The organism is Streptomyces sp. NPDC003077, assembly GCF_040611095.1.
GTDB lineage: Bacteria > Actinomycetota > Actinomycetes > Streptomycetales > Streptomycetaceae > Streptomyces.
On the sequence record NZ_JBEXNM010000002.1, the window covers coordinates 21,426 to 36,942 of the forward strand.

The 15,517-nt window shown below is 72.0% G+C and carries 14 protein-coding genes; all 14 read left to right on the forward strand.

Annotation, left to right across the window (positions count from 1 at the left end; translation table 11 throughout):
* The first annotated feature begins 143 nt into the window (after positions 1-143).
* The 14 genes from ABZX96_RS01485 to ABZX96_RS01550 all read left to right on the forward strand — a co-directional run bounded on the left by ABZX96_RS01485 (position 144) and on the right by ABZX96_RS01550 (position 15,240).
* Positions 144-932, forward strand: coding sequence for a BTAD domain-containing putative transcriptional regulator (locus tag ABZX96_RS01485; RefSeq protein WP_355535952.1), 789 nt, complete (start codon positions 144-146; stop codon positions 930-932).
* A 380-nt stretch (positions 933-1,312) separates the two neighbouring features.
* Entirely contained in the window at positions 1,313-2,026 is a 714-nt protein-coding gene (locus ABZX96_RS01490) for a CmcI family methyltransferase (RefSeq protein WP_355535955.1), read from the forward strand.
* A gap of 9 nt (positions 2,027-2,035) precedes the next feature.
* Complete coding sequence (locus tag ABZX96_RS01495; RefSeq protein WP_355535958.1) at positions 2,036-2,926, forward strand: CmcJ/NvfI family oxidoreductase; 891 nt, start codon at positions 2,036-2,038, stop codon at positions 2,924-2,926.
* 21 nt (positions 2,927-2,947) lie between these two features.
* Entirely contained in the window at positions 2,948-3,907 is a 960-nt protein-coding gene (locus ABZX96_RS01500) for a 2OG-Fe(II) oxygenase family protein (RefSeq protein ID WP_355535961.1), read from the forward strand.
* Positions 3,908-3,990: 83 nt separating this feature from the next.
* Positions 3,991-4,734, forward strand: coding sequence for a class I SAM-dependent methyltransferase (locus tag ABZX96_RS01505; protein WP_355535964.1), 744 nt, complete (start codon positions 3,991-3,993; stop codon positions 4,732-4,734).
* On the forward strand, positions 4,731-6,335 hold the full coding sequence (locus ABZX96_RS01510; RefSeq protein WP_355535967.1) for a long-chain-fatty-acid--CoA ligase: 1,605 nt from the start codon (positions 4,731-4,733) through the stop codon (positions 6,333-6,335). Before ABZX96_RS01505 ends, ABZX96_RS01510 begins: the two co-directional genes overlap by 4 nt.
* Before the next feature lie 506 nt (positions 6,336-6,841).
* Positions 6,842-7,963: a homoserine O-acetyltransferase gene (locus tag ABZX96_RS01515; protein ID WP_355535970.1), complete on the forward strand. Its 1,122-nt coding sequence runs from the start codon at positions 6,842-6,844 to the stop codon at positions 7,961-7,963.
* A 418-nt stretch (positions 7,964-8,381) separates the two neighbouring features.
* Complete coding sequence (locus ABZX96_RS01520; RefSeq protein ID WP_355535973.1) at positions 8,382-9,101, forward strand: XRE family transcriptional regulator; 720 nt, start codon at positions 8,382-8,384, stop codon at positions 9,099-9,101.
* Between the two features lie 15 nt (positions 9,102-9,116).
* Positions 9,117-10,307 carry a M20/M25/M40 family metallo-hydrolase gene (locus ABZX96_RS01525; RefSeq protein WP_355535976.1) on the forward strand — a complete coding sequence of 397 codons (1,191 nt, stop codon included), beginning with the start codon at positions 9,117-9,119 and terminating at the stop codon, positions 10,305-10,307.
* 146 nt (positions 10,308-10,453) lie between these two features.
* On the forward strand, positions 10,454-10,630 hold the full coding sequence (locus ABZX96_RS01530; protein ID WP_355535979.1) for a hypothetical protein: 177 nt from the start codon (positions 10,454-10,456) through the stop codon (positions 10,628-10,630).
* A 92-nt stretch (positions 10,631-10,722) separates the two neighbouring features.
* Positions 10,723-12,465, forward strand: a complete 1,743-nt coding sequence (locus ABZX96_RS01535; RefSeq protein WP_355535982.1) for an asparagine synthase-related protein — start codon at positions 10,723-10,725, stop codon at positions 12,463-12,465.
* Positions 12,459-12,755, forward strand: coding sequence for a PqqD family protein (locus ABZX96_RS01540; protein WP_355535985.1), 297 nt, complete (start codon positions 12,459-12,461; stop codon positions 12,753-12,755). The genes ABZX96_RS01535 and ABZX96_RS01540 overlap by 7 nt, the downstream gene beginning before the upstream one ends.
* Complete coding sequence (locus ABZX96_RS01545) at positions 12,752-13,168, forward strand: lasso peptide biosynthesis protein (protein WP_355535988.1); 417 nt, start codon at positions 12,752-12,754, stop codon at positions 13,166-13,168. The genes ABZX96_RS01540 and ABZX96_RS01545 overlap by 4 nt, the downstream gene beginning before the upstream one ends.
* A gap of 239 nt (positions 13,169-13,407) precedes the next feature.
* On the forward strand, positions 13,408-15,240 hold the full coding sequence (locus ABZX96_RS01550) for an ATP-binding cassette domain-containing protein (RefSeq protein WP_355535990.1): 1,833 nt from the start codon (positions 13,408-13,410) through the stop codon (positions 15,238-15,240).
* Positions 15,241-15,517: the final 277 nt, after the last annotated feature.

Below are 15,517 nucleotides of genomic sequence, written 5' to 3' on the forward strand. Positions count from 1 at the left end.
GTGGCGCGGCCCCCTGATCCGACGGCAGTACGCACTGCCGGTTCATCCGATTTCCGCACGAAGAGTTGTCACCAAGGAACGCACCCATGCCACGTCCGCCCTCCGGGGCGCAGCCGTGGTTCCTTCACTAGGGGGTATCCGCCATGAGCACCTTGAACAACGTGACGATCCGGCTTCTCGGTCCCGTAACCTTCGTGAAAGACGGCGTGCCCGTACCCGTACCGGGGCAGCGGCAGCGGCGCTTCCTCGTCTCCCTCGCCCTGCGCCCCGGACAGGTCATCTCCAAGGAAGCCATCAGCGAGGACTCCTGGGACGGCGAGCCACCCCTGACCGTCTCGGGCCAGCTCCAGACCTCCGCCTGGATGATCCGCACGGCCCTGGAGGAGGCGGGGCTCCCCCGCGACACCCTCGGCTCGCACGACCGGGGATACGAACTCTGTCTCCCACCACGGGCCGTCGATCTCTTCCTGTTCCGCGAAACGGTGCGATGTGCGCGCGACCTGCACGCCTGCGGAGAGCACCGGCAGGCCTCCGACCAGCTCGACGCCGCGCTGGCCCTGTGGAAGGGCCCGGCCTTCGCCGACGTCACCTCCAGCCGCCTGCGGCTCAAGGCCGAGACCCTGGAGGAGGAGCGGACGGCCGCGGTCGAGCTGCGCGCCCGGATCGACCTCGGGCTCGGGCACTACAACGAGGCCATCACCCGGCTGTCGGAACTGGTCGACGCCGGCCCGTTCCGCGAGGACCTCTACGTCAGCCTCATGAAGGCCTATTACGCGGAAGGCCGCCAGGTCGACGCGATCCAGGTCTTCCACCGGGCCAAACGCATCCTGCGCGAGCACATCGGGATCGACCCGGGGGCGCGGATGACGAGGGTGATGCAGGCGATCCTGCGCCAGGACGAGCAGTTCCTGAGGGTGGGGACGCCGGCGTAGGGAGCCGGCGGGAACGCGACAGGACCAACCCTGAACCCTGTGACCAGCCCTGTGACCAGCCCGGGCTGAGAAGCCCGGGTCCGGAAAACCGACGAGCCCCGGCTGAGAAGCCCGGGACCAGAAAACCGACGGGCCCGGCTGAGAACCCCGGGACCAGAAGACCGGCCGGCCTCGTGCCGGCCCGGGCCGGAGCGCCGCCCCCGTGCGCTCCGGCCCTTTCCCTTTTCCCGTGTTTACCGCGCGAATTCCCCACCGAACCCATTTCCCATTTCCCCGGAATTCCACGGAGAGGCCCCCGAGAGAGCCGCAAGAGAAGGCCAAGAGCAGTGCGCGTTAGTATCACAAGGCCGAAATGCGGCGCAAACTCAGGGGAGAGCGCTTTGAACGACTACTCTCGCGAGAACTTCCTGGATCTGAATGCATTCCGCGGATTGGGGGAGGACCCGGCCTACCACCCCCCGGCGCTGACGGACCGGCCGCGGGACTGGCCGCTGGACCGGTGGGCGGAAGCGCCGCGCGATCTGGGGTACTCGGATTTCTCCCGGTACCAGTGGCGGGGGCTGCGCCTGCTCAAGGACCCGGACGCACAGGCCGCGCTGCACGACCTGCTGTATGAATTCCGTCCGCGCACCATCGTCGAATTGGGCGTGTACGGCGGCGGTTCCCTGGTCTGGTTCCGTGATCTGACGCGGCTCATGGGCGTCGACTGCCAGGTCATCGGAATCGACAAGGACACCTCGCGCTGCCGGATTCCCGACTCCGAGATGTCGAACATCGCCGTCCACGAGGCGGACTGCACGGACCTGGGGACGCTGGAGAAGCTGCTCGGCGACGTCGCCCACCCGCTGCTGTTCATCGACGACGCGCACGCCGACACGTTCAACGTCATGCGGTGGGCGGTGGACCACCTGCTGCACGAGGGCGACTACTTCGTCATCGAGGACATGATCCCGTACTGGCACCGGTACAGCCCGAACCTGCTGGAGAAGTACCTGGCGTCGTTCCGGGACGTGCTGACCATGGACATGATGTACGCCAACACCAGCCCGCAGCTGGACCGGGGCGTCTTCCGCCGCACGGCGACGAACGGCTAGCCCGTCGTCATGCCCGACGTATCGACCGTCCTTCAGTACGCCGCGCCGCTGACGCCGGACTCCCCGGACGACGGCTGGTGCATCGACGCCCTGTCGCAGCCGCCCGAGGTGGTTCTCAACTTCCGCATCGTCCCGCACGAGGCGACCGTCACCGACCTGCGCGGCAGTGACGTGCGGCCCACCCTGGACACCATGGGGTTCGAGAAGGTCACCGCCCCGGCGCGGGCCGACCAGCGGGCCCTGGCGGAGGGCTCCGAGGAGGCCCGGGAGCAGTACCGGCGGGAGACCGCGGAGCTGCTGAGGTCCCTCACCGGGGCCGCCGCGGTGGAGTTCTTCGACGCCACCTTGCGGCGCCAGGACGCCGCCCCCACCGGCACGACGCCCCACCAGGCGCCGCACCTGCGCGTGCACGTCGACCAGACCCCGAACAGCGCCCGGGCGCGCGCCGCCCGGCACACCGGGGAGGACCGCCGCTTCGGCAGGTTCCAGATCATCAACGTCTGGCGGCCCCTGCTGGAGCCCGTCCGCAACTACCCGCTGGCGCTGTGCGACTTCCGGTCGCTGGACCCGGCCGCCGACCTCGTGGCGACGCGGCTGGACTTCCCGGAGTGGCTCAAGGACCGCGAGAGCTACTCCGTGAAGCACAGCCCCGGCCACCGCTGGCACTACTGGCACGCGCTGGCCCCCGACGAGGCCATCGTCTTCAAGTGCTACGACAGCGCGAGCCGTGATCTGGCGCTCGCCGCGAACGACGCGAGCGGGACAAGCGGCACGGAGCGTCCCGGGCTCGCCGACGTCGCCGGCGTCTGCCCGCACTCCGCGTTCTTCGACGAGGACGGGCCGAGCACCGGCCATCTGCGGACCTCTCTCGAAATGCGCGCCGTACTTTTCTACGACTGATCCGGGAAGGAGCAGGCCACCATGGCGGACACGACGGTGCCCCGCGTGCCCCTCTTCAGCCTCACCGCACTGAAAAAGGGCGAAGACCAAGAAGCACTGCGCACGTGCGTGACCGAGTCGGGCGTCTTCTATCTCACCGACTGCGGGGTGCGCGAGCAGGACCACCGGCTCGCCACCGACACGGCGATGGACTTCTTCAAGCACGGCACTCCGCAGGAGAAGGAGGCCGTGACGACGTCGATCCCGACCATGCGCCGCGGCTACTCCGCGCTGGAGGCCGAGAGCACGGCCCAGGTGACGAACACGGGCACCTACACGGACTACTCGATGTCGTTCTCGATGGGGATCTCCGGCAACCTCTTCCCCACCCGGCGCTTCGAGGACGTCTGGACGGACTACTTCAACGGCCTCTACACCGCCGCCCGGGAGACCGCCCGCGTCGTCCTGGAGTCCACCGGCACCTACGACGGCTCGGACGGCCGGGACATCGACACGCTGCTGGACTGCGATCCCGTCCTGCGGCTGCGCTACTTCCCCGAGGTGCCCGAGCACCGCGCCGCCGAGCACGAGCCGCGCCGCATGGCACCGCACTACGACCTGTCGATCATCACGCTGATCCACCAGACGCCGTGCGCTAACGGGTTCGTCAGCCTCCAGGCCGAGATCGGCGGCGAGCTGGTGGACCTGCCGCACATCCCGGACGCCGTGGTCGTGCTGTGCGGGGCCATCGCGCCGCTCGTCAGCCAGGGTGCCATCCCCGCGCCGCGCCACCACGTCCGGTCGCCGGAGGCCGGGATGCGCGAGGGCAGCGACCGCACGTCGAGCGTCTTCTTCCTGCGGCCGGCGACCGACTTCTCCTTCTCGGTCCCCAAGGCCCGTTCGTACGGCCTCGACCTCGACACCCTCGACGGCGAGACCGCGACGTTCGGGGACTGGATCGGCACCAACTACGTCACCATGCACGCCACCCCCCAGCCGTAGGCCGCCGCTCCATTCCGCTCCGTCTCGCCCTATCCCGTCCCGTCCCGTCCCGCACGTCCGTTCACACGCCGAGGGAAGAAATCATGGAACACAGGACCGACGCCGTCTTCAAAAAGCCCTCCATCTTCCGGGAAGGCATGCGGGAGTACGCGGAGAGCTGCTCCTCTCCGGTCTCCGCCGAGCTGCGGGAGATCGAGGAGGAGACCACCCGGCTCGCTCCCGAGTGGGCGGACATCAGCACCTCCCCGGTGCAGGCGACCTTCCTCCAGACGCTGATCCGCACCGCCGGCATGAACCGCGTCCTGGAGGTGGGCACCTTCACCGGGCACGGCACCATCGCCATGGCGTCGGCGCTGCCGGACGACGGCGAGATCGTCACCATCGACAACTACGTCGCCGACAAGCGCACCCAGGAGATCGCCGACCGGGCCTTCGCCCGCAGCCCGCACCAGCACAAGATTACGACCGTGCTGGACGACGCGCTCTCCGCCCTCCAGAGCGTCGAGGGCGACTTCGACCTCATCTTCATGGACGCGGACAAGCCCAACTACATCAAGTACTTCGAGAGCATCCTCGCCCGCGACCTGCTGCGCCCGCGCGGCCTCCTGGTGGTCGACAACACCATGTGGGGCGGCGAGGTCCTGCACCTGCGCGACCTGCCGCCCGCCGAGGAGGCGAAGACGGGCGAGGAGTGGGTGGAGCGCATGTTCGCCAACTGGGCGCACGACGTGGTCAAGTTCAACCGCCACATCGCCGAGGACCCGCGCGTGCGCACGGCGCTGCTCACCGTCCACGACGGCATGACCCTCGTCCAGCTTGCGTCGTGACCGCACAGGGCGGAATAGGGCTCTCCGTGGCGGCCCTGCTGCGGCGCGCGGTCGCCGTGGCACCCGGCAAGGAGATCCGTGAGGTGGACACCGCCGGGCGCCCCGGCGGCACGTCCTGGGCGGCCCTGCGGGAACGCGTCCTGCGGCTGACGGACGTCCTGGCGCGGCTGGGGGTGGAGCCGGGCGGCGCGGTCGCGACGTTCGCCTGGAACAGCACCCGGCACCTGGAGTGGTTCTTCGGCGTCCCGATGGCGGGCGACGTGCTCGTCCCCGTCAACGTCCGGTTCTCCGACGAGCAGATCGCCTGGGTCGTGGCCCACTCCGGCGCCCGCGTGATGGTGGTCGACGCCGCCCTCACCGGGCAGCTCGCGCGGGTGCTGCCCCGCCTGGAGGGCGTGCGCGAGTTCGTGGTGATCCCCGACGGCAGCGAGGTGCACCCCGCGTTCGCGGACGCGCACGGTTACGAGGAGCTGCTGGCCGCGGCCGAGCCCCAGGAGCCGCGCGACGTGGCGGAGAACCGCACCGCGTGCCTGTGCTACACGGGCGGCACCACCGGCAACCCCAAGGGCGTCGCGCACTCGCACCGCTCGCTGGTCCTGCACTCCCTGATGATGTGCGCGGCCGACGCCTTCGGGGTCCGCGAGCGGGACGTGCTCTTCCCGCTGACGCCGCTGTTCCACGCCGCGGCCTGGGGGCTGCCGTACGCGGCGGCCATGGCCGGGGCGGGGCTGGTGTTCACCGGACCACACCTGGAACCGCGGGCCATCGCGACGAGCCTGCAACGGGAGGGGGTCACGCTCGCGGCCGGCGTGCCCACCTTCTGGCTCGCCCTGGACGAACTGGCCCCGCCCAAGGAGGTGTTCGCCTCCCTGGAACGGATCGTCTGCGGCGGCTCGGCCATCCCGTACGGCCTGGTCCGCCGGTACGCCGACCGCGGGGTGACCATGCACCAGGCGCTCGGCATGACCGAGAACCTGGCGCTGGTCGCCCTGACCGGCGTCCGCAGCGGCCAGGAGTCCCTGCCCCCCGAGAAGCAGCTCGAACTCCACTACACGCAGGGCCTGGCCGTGCCCGGCGTCGAGCTGCGGCTGCTGGACGAGCACGGCGAGGTCCTGCCGCACGACGGGGTGACCCAGGGCGAGCTGGGCGTCCGCTCGTTCTGGGGGGCGACGCGTTACGAGAACCCCGGCGAGGAGGCCCACGCCGAGAAGTTCCGGGACGGCTGGCTGCGCAGCGGCGACATCGCCTCCATCGACCCGGACGGCTACGTGCGCATCACCGACCGCAGCAAGGACCTGATCAAGTCGGGCGGCGAATGGATCAGCTCGATCACGGTCGAGTCCGCGCTGATGGACCACCCCGACGTGCTGGAGGCGGCCGTCGTCGCCGTCCCGGACGACCGCTGGCAGGAACGGCCCCTGGCGGTCGTGGTGGCCCGCCCCGGCGCCGAGGTCACCGAGGCCGGGCTGCGGTCCTTCCTGAGCGACCGGCTGCCCAAGTGGTGGCTGCCGGACCGCTTCACGTTCGTGCCCGAGATCCCGAAAACGGCCACGAACAAGTTCGACAAGAAGGCGCTGCGGAGCCGGTACGCCGAGCGGTGACGGGCGCCGCGGGGGCGGTCCTGTCGCTCACCGGGGCGGTCCCGTTGCCGGGGCGGTCCCGTCGCCGGGGCGGTCCCGTCGCCGGGGCGGTCCCGTCGCCGGGGCGGTCCCGTTGCCGGGTCGGTCCCGTCGCTCACCGGGTCGGTTCCGTCGTCGGAGTGGCGTCGTGCGCCTCGCCTATGGGGCGGGCGTCACTTCGACGGCGGGGCCGGGGCGGCGTCCGGGATCGGATCGGCGTTCGGGCACGAGTCCGGGGGGCGGCCTGGGCCGATACCCGGGCCGGACCGACACTCGGGCCCGACCGGCACCCGGAATCGGACCGACACCCGGGATCGGCCCGACACCCGAGCCCCGACCGACACCCACGCCCGGACCGACAGGCCGACAGACCGACACCCTGCACCAAACACCGACACCCGACCCCGCCACCCGACACCCGACCACCGACCCCCGACCCCCGGCCAACACCCCGGGCCCGGCCCGGCCACGGAAGGAACAACGCGGGCATGCGACTGAACAACACCGGAGCGTGGCAGCCCGGTGACGCCCCGGGAAACCGGCGCTTCGTCGAAACCCACCCGGCCGACGCGCCGTTGCGCCTGTCCTCCGGGCAGACCCTCGGCCCGGTGACCATGTCGTACGAGAGCTGGGGCACCCTCGACGCGGACCGGGGCAACGCCGTCCTGATCCTGCCGCCGCTGAGCATGGTCAGCCACGCGGCGGGCCCGGCCGGTCCCGGGCACCGGGCCGAGGGCTGGTGGGACTCCCTCATCGGGCCCGGCAAGACCCTCGACACCGACCGCTTCCACGTCATGGTCGTCAACAACCTCGGCGGCTGCGACGGCAGCACCGGCCCCGCGAGCCTCGACGCCCAGGGCAAGCCGTGGGCGTCCCGGTTCCCCGCGCTCGACGTGGCCGACCAGGTCGCGGCCGAGGCCGCGCTCGCCGACGCGCTGGGCATCGAACGCTGGCACGCCGTCATCGGCCTGTCCATCGGCGGCGCCCGCGCCCTGGAGTGGGCCGTCTCCCGCCCCGAACGGGTCGGCCGGCTCCTGCTGATCTCCGTGGCGGCGGCCACCCGGGTCGAACAGGCCGGGCACACGTACGTGGAGCTGGAGATGGTCCGGCAGGACCCGCACTTCCACGGCGGCGAGTTCTACCACCTGCCCGAGGGCTGCGGACCGCGCACCGGCATGGGCCTCGCCCGCAGCTTCGCCCACATGCGCTACGGCTCGGAGGGCTACTGGCAGGAGCGGTTCGGCGGCGAGGCCTGGTACCACGACGCGGACGGCTGCCACGACAAGTTCCGCGAGTACGTCTTCGCCCAGGGCGACAAGGTCTGGGAACGCTTCGACGCCAACGCCTACCTCGTCCTCTCCGAAACCGCCCTGCGCGCCACGGTCGCCCGCGACCGCGGCAGCATCGCCGAGGCCCTCGCCCGCATCACCGCCCCCACCCAGGTCGTCGGCTTCACCACCGACCGGCCGTACCCTCCCGACACGCAGCGGGAGCTGGCGGCCGGCATCCGCGGCGCACGGGTGGACATCGTGGACACCGACCTCGGACATTACGGCGCACTGCTCGCGCCCGAGCTGATCGAGCCGTATGTGCGGGGGGTGGTGGGGTAGGGAGAGATGCCCCCGGTCGGGGCCTGCCCTGGCCGCCGACGACTTGGGGTCGTCCAGAAACCGCGCGGAGGCGGGTGCGGTTCGGCGCCACCTGAGCAGTAGCGGACCAGCTACCCGTCGTCCGGTGCGGCGGTTACATGTGCCGGGGGGTGTGACGTCGCTCGTCGGCCGGGCACGCCACACCCCGCCCTCCCCCACCACCTCCGGTGCTGTGACGGCGCTTCCCCCGAATCACATGATCAGCGGATGCGGCATTCGGGTCGGCACGGCGCTGAGGGCGGGGCCGCGAGAGCCATGAGGCACTGAACGACCGGCGTGCGGGGAAGGCTGGGGACACAGCCGACGATGGGGGGCGGTGTCCGTGACCGTGGCCGGGAGTAAGGACTCGGCTCTCAAGCGGGCCAGGGTGGCTCGGAACATGACGCTGGAAGAAGCCGCCGACGCCCTGAACGCGATCACTGGAGGCGCGTCGGACGCGAGCCTGATGAGCGCGTGGGAGTCCGGACGGCGCCGGACCGGCAAGCGGAACCGGGCCGGGCTGTGCCGGTTGCACCGCGAACGCCCCGAAGTGCTGTTCGCCCATCAGGACGGCGCGGTCACCAGCCTGCTGGAGTCCTCCGGCACCACGGTGGTCGTCAGGGTCCTCACCCGCTGGACCGATCTGGTCGAGGCGATGGTGGACGTCGCCGCCGGAGCGCGTGAGCACCTGGTCGTCACCGGTTCCCGCAGCCGGGAGAAGGCGTATCTGGCGGCGATCGAGACCGCCGTGGCCCAGCACCCGGACCTGGTCCATCACCGGGTGCTGTACGGGCCGCCCCGGCACCGCGTGCTGGCCGATCACCTGCTGCGGCTGCTGGAACTGCGCGATCCGTCGGCGCGCCGCAACGGTGTCAAGACGCTGCACATCGGGATGGTGGAGCCGGCCGAGGCACTGGAACGGTTCTTCGTCGCCTCCGAGGCCGCGGCGGTGGTGCCACTGCCGTCGTTTCACGGGGCGGAGGGTTTCGACTGCGGCGTTCTGCTCAGCCGGGAGGCAGCCGTCGGGCTGGTCCACCACGGGCGGGAGGCGTGCGCGTCCGCGCGGCCGGTGGAGACGATCGAGGCCGTCCGTGCGCTGCCGGTACGGCACAACCCATAGGGGCGAGGAAGAGGCGTGAGCGACCATCTGCGGCAGGCGGCCGAGGCCCGCGCGGCGTCCGTGATCGAGCTGGCCCAGGAGCTGGTCCGGCGCCCGAGCCGGGCCGGGATCGACGCCTACGGGCCGGTCCTGGGCGTGCTGGAGGAGTGGCTGACCGCCCATGTCCTGCCGCACCGCCGCCTGCACGACGGAGCGGGCGAACCGGTCGGGCTGCTGGTGGAGCTCCCCGGGGGACGGCCGGGCGCGTGGTGGACGCTCGACGCGTGCGTGGACACCGCTCCGTATGGTGACGAGTCCGCCTGGTCCTTCCCGCCGGCTTCCGGCGACATCGTGGACGGCTGGCTGCGCGGCCGTGGCTCGGCGGACTCCAAGCTCGCCGCGGCGATGTTCTGCCACATCGCCGCCGACCTCGCACCTCGTGCCGAGGCCCTGCACGGCGGACTCGCCGTGCTCCTGGACGTGGACGAGCACACCGGCGGCTTCGGCGGCGCCCGCGCCTACCTCGCCGACCCGCGGGCCGTCCGCCCGGCCGGGGTGATGATCGGCTATCCCGGACTGGACGACGTCGTGGTCGGCGGCCGGGGCCTGTGGCGCGCCGACATCACCGTGCACGCGCCGTCCGGGCACTCCGGATCGAGCCGGCGTGTGGTCGGGGCGATCTCGCGGGCGGCCCACCTCGTGCGCCTGCTGGACGCGGCCGAGCTGCCCGGCGTCGACGCCTCCTCGGGGTTCCCGCTGCCGCCGAAGCTGTCGGTGACTTCCTTCCACGGCGGCCAGGGCTTCTCGGTCACCCCCGACCGGTGCGACCTCAAGGTCGACATCCGTACGGTTCCGTCCTTCGACGCGCACGACGCCGAGACGCTGGTCCGCAAGGCGGTCGCCGAGCTCGACGCGGAGCTGCCCGCCCCGGCGCCCACCGACATCACGCCGGTCGCGGCCTGGCCGCCCTTCCGCCTGACCGAGGACGAGCAGCCCGCCGCCGCCCTGCTGGAGGCTGCCGCCGAGGCCGGGCTCGCGGTCACGGCGAAGACCGCCGGGCCGTCGAACATCGGCAACCTGCTCGCCGGGGAGGGCATCGCGGCCACCGCCGGTTTCGGGGTGCCCTATGAAGGGCTGCACGGCATCGACGAACGCGCCCACCTGGCTGAGCTGCCACAGGTATACGCCGTCTACCAGCGGGCTGTGCTGGGCCTTCTCCAAGGCTGACAAGACTGACGTCCCAGGCGCGTCCCACCTTTCTCCCAGATCAACTCCCGGGAACTGCCCAACTCCGTCTCTGGGAACGGGCCTCCGGCCGCGGTGACATAGAGGCAGCACGACCTCACATTCCCCGATGGAACGGAAGGCCGGTCATGACCGCTCAGATCCCCCACACCCGCTCGTCCGCCACCAAGGCGGACCCGTCCGCCACGGTGCCGGACATCGGCGGCTTCGCGCCGCAGATCAGCGCCCACTCAGTGGTCGCCCTCACCTTGGGCCGCCAGAACGCCAACGACGCGGACAAGTCCAACTACTTCGAGAGCGACTGACACGCCGCGGCGCAAGCGAGCAGTCCGGGGTGCGGCCGTTCGCGCGGCCGCATCCCGGTCACATGGTCGGCCGTCCAGGGGAGGACGAGCACATGGAACAGGAATGGATCACCGGTGGTGGGAGCACTGCCGCAGGAATGGTGATCGACGGGATGAGCGACGTCCGCCGGGCCCCGGGCGCGCGGCTGCGCGCGGTCGCCGAAGGGCCCTTCGCCCTGGCCGTCGTGGGCGACTGCCCGGTCACCGAGCAGGACCTGCGCGCCGGGCTTCGGGCGGTGCGGGCCGGCCTGTGGAACCGGCTGACGGGCTGGCCGGGTTCGTACTGGGTGATCGCGGGCAGCGGCCGGCAGCGGTTCGTATGCGGGGACCTGGCCGGTCTCCGGGGGATCTTCTACACGTCGCGCGGCCGGGCGACGGCGTGGGCGACGGAGGCCCGCCTTCTGGGGCGTCCGACCGTGCCGGACCTGCCGTGGCTGGCGGCCCGGCTCGCCGCCGGTGAGCACCACTGGCCGCACCGCACCCCGTACGAGGAGATCCGCCTGGTGCCCGGCGGGTTCGGGCTGCTGCTCACTCCCGGGGCGCCGCCACAGCTCGTCGATGTCCGCTGCATCGAGCCGGTGGACGAGCTTCGCGAGGGTGCCGACCGCTTCGGGCAGGCGCTCACCGACGCCGTTCGGCACCGGGTCCGCGCCGCACGCGGGGTGGTGGGGGCGGACCTGTCCGGCGGGCTGGACTCCTCGGCGGCCGTCGTCCTCGCCGCCGACGCGGGGACCGTGCACGCGGTCACCTACACCGACGGCTACACCAGTGGCGAGGACATGGCCTTCGCCGCTCGCGTCGCCGAGCACACCGGCATCGCGCACACAGTGGCCGCCGGAGGCGATGGGCAACTGCCGTTCGGCTTTCCCTCCGGACAGCCTGCCGGGGCCGAGCCCGTGCTGGAGGCGGTGAATTACGCCATGGACGCCTGCTACCTCCAGCCGGTGCGCTCCTTGCCGCTGCATCTGACCGGGCACGGCGGAGACGTCGTCCTGGACGCCTCCGGCTCCTGCTGGGTGCGCCTGCTCCAGGACGGTCGGCGGCGCGAAGCGCACCGGCAGGTCGTGGCGTTCGCCCGGTTGCGCAACACCGCGCCGGGCCCGTACTGGAAGGCCCTCAAGCAGGCCGCCGATCTGGGCAGGAGCGGCTCCCTGAAGCGTGCCGCCGAGACCCTGGAGCGCGGGCCGGTGACGCTTGAGGCGGCTGCGCCCGGCTGGTCATGGTGCCGCCTTGGTGCCGGGGCGTCCTGGCTCACCGGTCACGGCCGCCACCAGGTCGCCGCGTTTCTGCGGCAGGCGGCCGGCGACCGGCAGACGGAGGACGCCGACGAGTTCGACCAGTGGGCCGCCCTGCGGGCGGTGGGTGCCTCCGCCCGCGGGTGGGCTCCATACAGCCACGCGCTCGGCGTGAACCCCGTGTATCCCTACCTCGACAACCAGGTGGTCCGCGCCGCGTTCGCCGTCCCGGCCCTCGCCCGGCGCGGGCTGGTGGCCTACAAGCCGTTGCTGCGGGCTGCCCTCCCTCAGCTACCCGACTGGCTGACCTCCCGGCGCTCGAAGGGCTCGTTCACCGCCCAGCGCATCGCCGGACTCGCCCGGCACCGGAACAGGCTCGACACGCTGATCGCGTCGAGTCCGCTGGTGGACAGCGGTCTCATCGACCCCGCGACCGTCCGCACCGCCCTCGCGCGGGCGGCCAGGGGCCAGAGCGCCATGATGATCGCCGACCTGCACCATCTGATCGTGACGTGTTCGTGGCTGACCGGCCGGAAGCCCGCGCCGGAGACGGCATGCTGACCCCCGCACCCAGCGTCCACTACGCCACCGGCCCCCATGGCACCGCGGTGCTCGACGTCCGGCGCGCCAGGTGGCTCATGCTTGACGAGGACGCCTCCCGGATCTGGCACGCCGTGGCCGCCCGCGGCAGCACGGCCGGACTCGCCGAGGAGATCGCCGTCCAAACCGGCCAGGACCCGCGAGCCGTCAGCGGCCGGATCACCGCTTTCGTCGACGAGCTCGTGGCCGCCGGTGTGCTTCTGGACACCGACCGGCTCCAGAAGGCGCGGAAAAGGTGGTGGCGTCGATGACGGTCATGGTTCCCACCACCCGGCCCACCGCTCCGGTACGCGACCGGCTGGTGGCCGCCACCGCCCTTGCCTTTTCCTTGGCCGTGTGCCGGTTGCCGCTGCGGTGGCAGATCGCGGTCGTCCGGCTACCGCGCGGGCTGCCGGACGTGCGCCTGCCCCGGCTGGAGGCCCTCCACGCGGCGGTGCTGGCGGTGACTCCCTCATGGTGGCCGGGCCGGATCGCGTGCGGGGAACTCAGCCTCGCCACCGTCATCGCGACCGCACTCACCGGCCGCCGGGCCCGCTGGGTCCTCGGCGCCCGCTTCCTCCCCGACGCCGCGCACGCCTGGGCCGAGGCCCCCGAAGGCGCAGTGGGCCGCGACACCGCAGACGCCGTCGACCAGCCTTGGATGCCGGTCCTGTCCATGCCGTAACCGCTTCCGGGCCACCGTGGTCCGGGGGCCCGGCCCAGCCTTCACGCCCCGGGCACCGGCCTCACCGGAACGAGTGAAAACCTGAGAGTGTCGCCGACGGCCAGGTGAGATCGACCAGGAGCGATGTGGGGTGGGCACAACAATCCCGTTGCGCCGGACGTCCGGTTCGCCCCCTCATGGGGCGCGTGAGCTCTTCCGTGCCCTCCCCGCCCGTTGCCGCGGCGGATCAGCCGCCGGTCATGCGTCTGGAATCCGACCGGCACCGCGAGGCAAACGTCAATCTGTCCACCGGCACGATGGCACGCCGTTTGCCGTCCGCCCTCGCCCAGGCGGCCCGGCTGGGCCTGCGCACCGACCGCCGCGCCGTCCTGACCCTGCTGGCCTGTCAGACCGGCGCCGCCGCGCTCACCGCGACCGCGCTCGCGGCCACGGCCCGCGTGCTGACCGCCGTGTTCACCCACCCCGACATCGCCACAGGGCTGCGCGAGAACCTGACCCCCGTGGTGGTACTCGCACTCGCCGCGTCCGGCCGCTACCTGCTGGACGCCGCGGCCCACGCGTCCGCCGCCCGGCTCGCGCCGAAGGCCGTACGCGAAGCCGACCTGAAGATCATCACCGCGGCGACGGCCGCCGAGCTGGTGGCGTACGAGGATCCGGACTTCGCCGACGCCCACGACGCGGCTTCCGACGGGGCGGAGAAAGCCGGTGATCTCATCCTCGCCGCCCAACTGCTGACCTCCGCCGCAGCCCGGATGGCCGCCGCGGGGACGGTCGTCACCGTGCTGCACCCAGTGCTGCTGCCCCTGCTCCTCGCCTCCGTCATCCCGTGCGCCTGGGGCGCGGTGCGCGGTGCGCGGATCGAGCACGCCGCCCACCACCGCAACCTCGCGGACTCCCGGCTACGGAACGTCTTCCGCTCCTACACAACGGAGCGGAACACCGCTGACGAGGTCCGGGCGGGCACCATGGCCGGTTTTCTGATCCGTCAGTACCGCATCATCTCCGACCGCTTGGAGGCGGAACAGCTCCAGGCGACGCGGCAAGCCCTGGTGGCGCAGGGCGTCGGTGACACGCTCACCGCTGTGGGCACCGTCGCCACCTGGGGCATGCTCGTGCTCTTGGTGACCACCGGCCGCATGGAGCCCGCCGTGGCGGGGACCGCCGCCCTGGCCGTACGGACTTCCGGCGCCGCACTGGCCATCACGGTCCGGGCGGGGGCCCTGCTTTTCCGCACATCGCTGTCCCTGGAGGACTGGGCCCGCTTCCTCACGGTCGCCAAGCCGTGGACAACCCGCCGCGGCACCGCCGCCGTCGCCGAGGACGGACCTGAGGTGATCACCGCCCGGGACGTCTCCTTCACCTATCCCGGAACCGACCGACCCGCGCTCGACGCCGTCAGCCTGGATCTCAAACGTGGCGAAGTCATTGCCCTGGTGGGCGAGAACGGCGCCGGCAAGAGCACCCTGGCCCGCGTGCTGACCGGCCTGTTCCTCCCCACGGCGGGGTCGGTGCGGTGGGACGGCGTGGAGCTGGCGGACGCCGACCCGGCCGGGGTGCTGTCCAAGGTGGCGCTCGTGCCGCAGGACTACACCCGCTGGCCGCTGGCGGCCCGGGAGAACATCACACTCGGCCGGCCCCGCCCCGAAGGAGATGCCGCCGTGCACGCTGCCGCCGAAGCGGCCGGCGCCGACTCCGTTGTCGCCGCGTTGCCCCACGGTCTCGACACCTCCCTCGCGCGCTCCTGGTGGGGAGGGCACGACTTGTCCGGCGGACAGTGGCAGCGCGTCGCGGTCGCCCGTGCCTTCCACCGCGATGCCCCCGTGCTGGTGATGGACGAGCCGACCGGCGCGCTCGACGCCCGTGCCGAGCATCGGATTTACACCCGCCTCAAGGCTCTGGCCGCCGGCCGCGCCACCGTCTTCATCACCCACCGGCTGGCCAACACCCGCCTCGCCGACCGGATCGTCGTCCTCGACAGGGGCCGTGTCTCGGAGATGGGCACGTACGAGGAGCTGATGGACCAGGCCGGGAGTTTTTCCGAAATGGTGAAGTTGCAGGAGAACCGGGACTGAGCCCGTCTGGAGGCGAGCAGGGCGGTGACGGGCTTGCGGACCGCTTGCCCGGTCAAACGCACGAGTGTTACCTGCGCTTGCTCGGCGGCGCCGCGCGGCCCGATGCCCGTGCCCTGCCGCCTGCGCCCGGACCGGACCGCGGCCGGCCCCGCTTCCGCGCTCGTGCGCGAGCGCGAGCCGATCAGGAGGCGGGAAACCCGAGTTGTACTCTGCCGATCCCGACGCGTAGAACGCCCGGACCCGTGGAACATCCGGACGCGTTGGATCGTCCGAACGC

Excerpts from the sequence above, each read along its gene's own strand:
- ABZX96_RS01545 (WP_355535988.1), top strand. The coding sequence starts at position 12,752 with ATGACGGTCATGGTTCCCACCACCCGGCCCACCGCTCCGGTACGCGAC.
- ABZX96_RS01495 (WP_355535958.1), top strand. The coding sequence starts at position 2,036 with ATGCCCGACGTATCGACCGTCCTTCAGTACGCCGCGCCGCTGACGCCG.
- ABZX96_RS01540 (WP_355535985.1), top strand. The coding sequence starts at position 12,459 with ATGCTGACCCCCGCACCCAGCGTCCACTACGCCACCGGCCCCCATGGC.
- ABZX96_RS01485 (WP_355535952.1), top strand. The coding sequence starts at position 144 with ATGAGCACCTTGAACAACGTGACGATCCGGCTTCTCGGTCCCGTAACC.
- ABZX96_RS01530 (WP_355535979.1), top strand. The coding sequence starts at position 10,454 with ATGACCGCTCAGATCCCCCACACCCGCTCGTCCGCCACCAAGGCGGAC.
- ABZX96_RS01515 (WP_355535970.1), top strand. The coding sequence starts at position 6,842 with ATGCGACTGAACAACACCGGAGCGTGGCAGCCCGGTGACGCCCCGGGA.
- ABZX96_RS01520 (WP_355535973.1), top strand. The coding sequence starts at position 8,382 with ATGACGCTGGAAGAAGCCGCCGACGCCCTGAACGCGATCACTGGAGGC.
- ABZX96_RS01535 (WP_355535982.1), top strand. The coding sequence starts at position 10,723 with ATGGAACAGGAATGGATCACCGGTGGTGGGAGCACTGCCGCAGGAATG.
- ABZX96_RS01550 (WP_355535990.1), top strand. The coding sequence starts at position 13,408 with ATGCGTCTGGAATCCGACCGGCACCGCGAGGCAAACGTCAATCTGTCC.
- ABZX96_RS01500 (WP_355535961.1), top strand. The coding sequence starts at position 2,948 with ATGGCGGACACGACGGTGCCCCGCGTGCCCCTCTTCAGCCTCACCGCA.
- ABZX96_RS01505 (WP_355535964.1), top strand. The coding sequence starts at position 3,991 with ATGGAACACAGGACCGACGCCGTCTTCAAAAAGCCCTCCATCTTCCGG.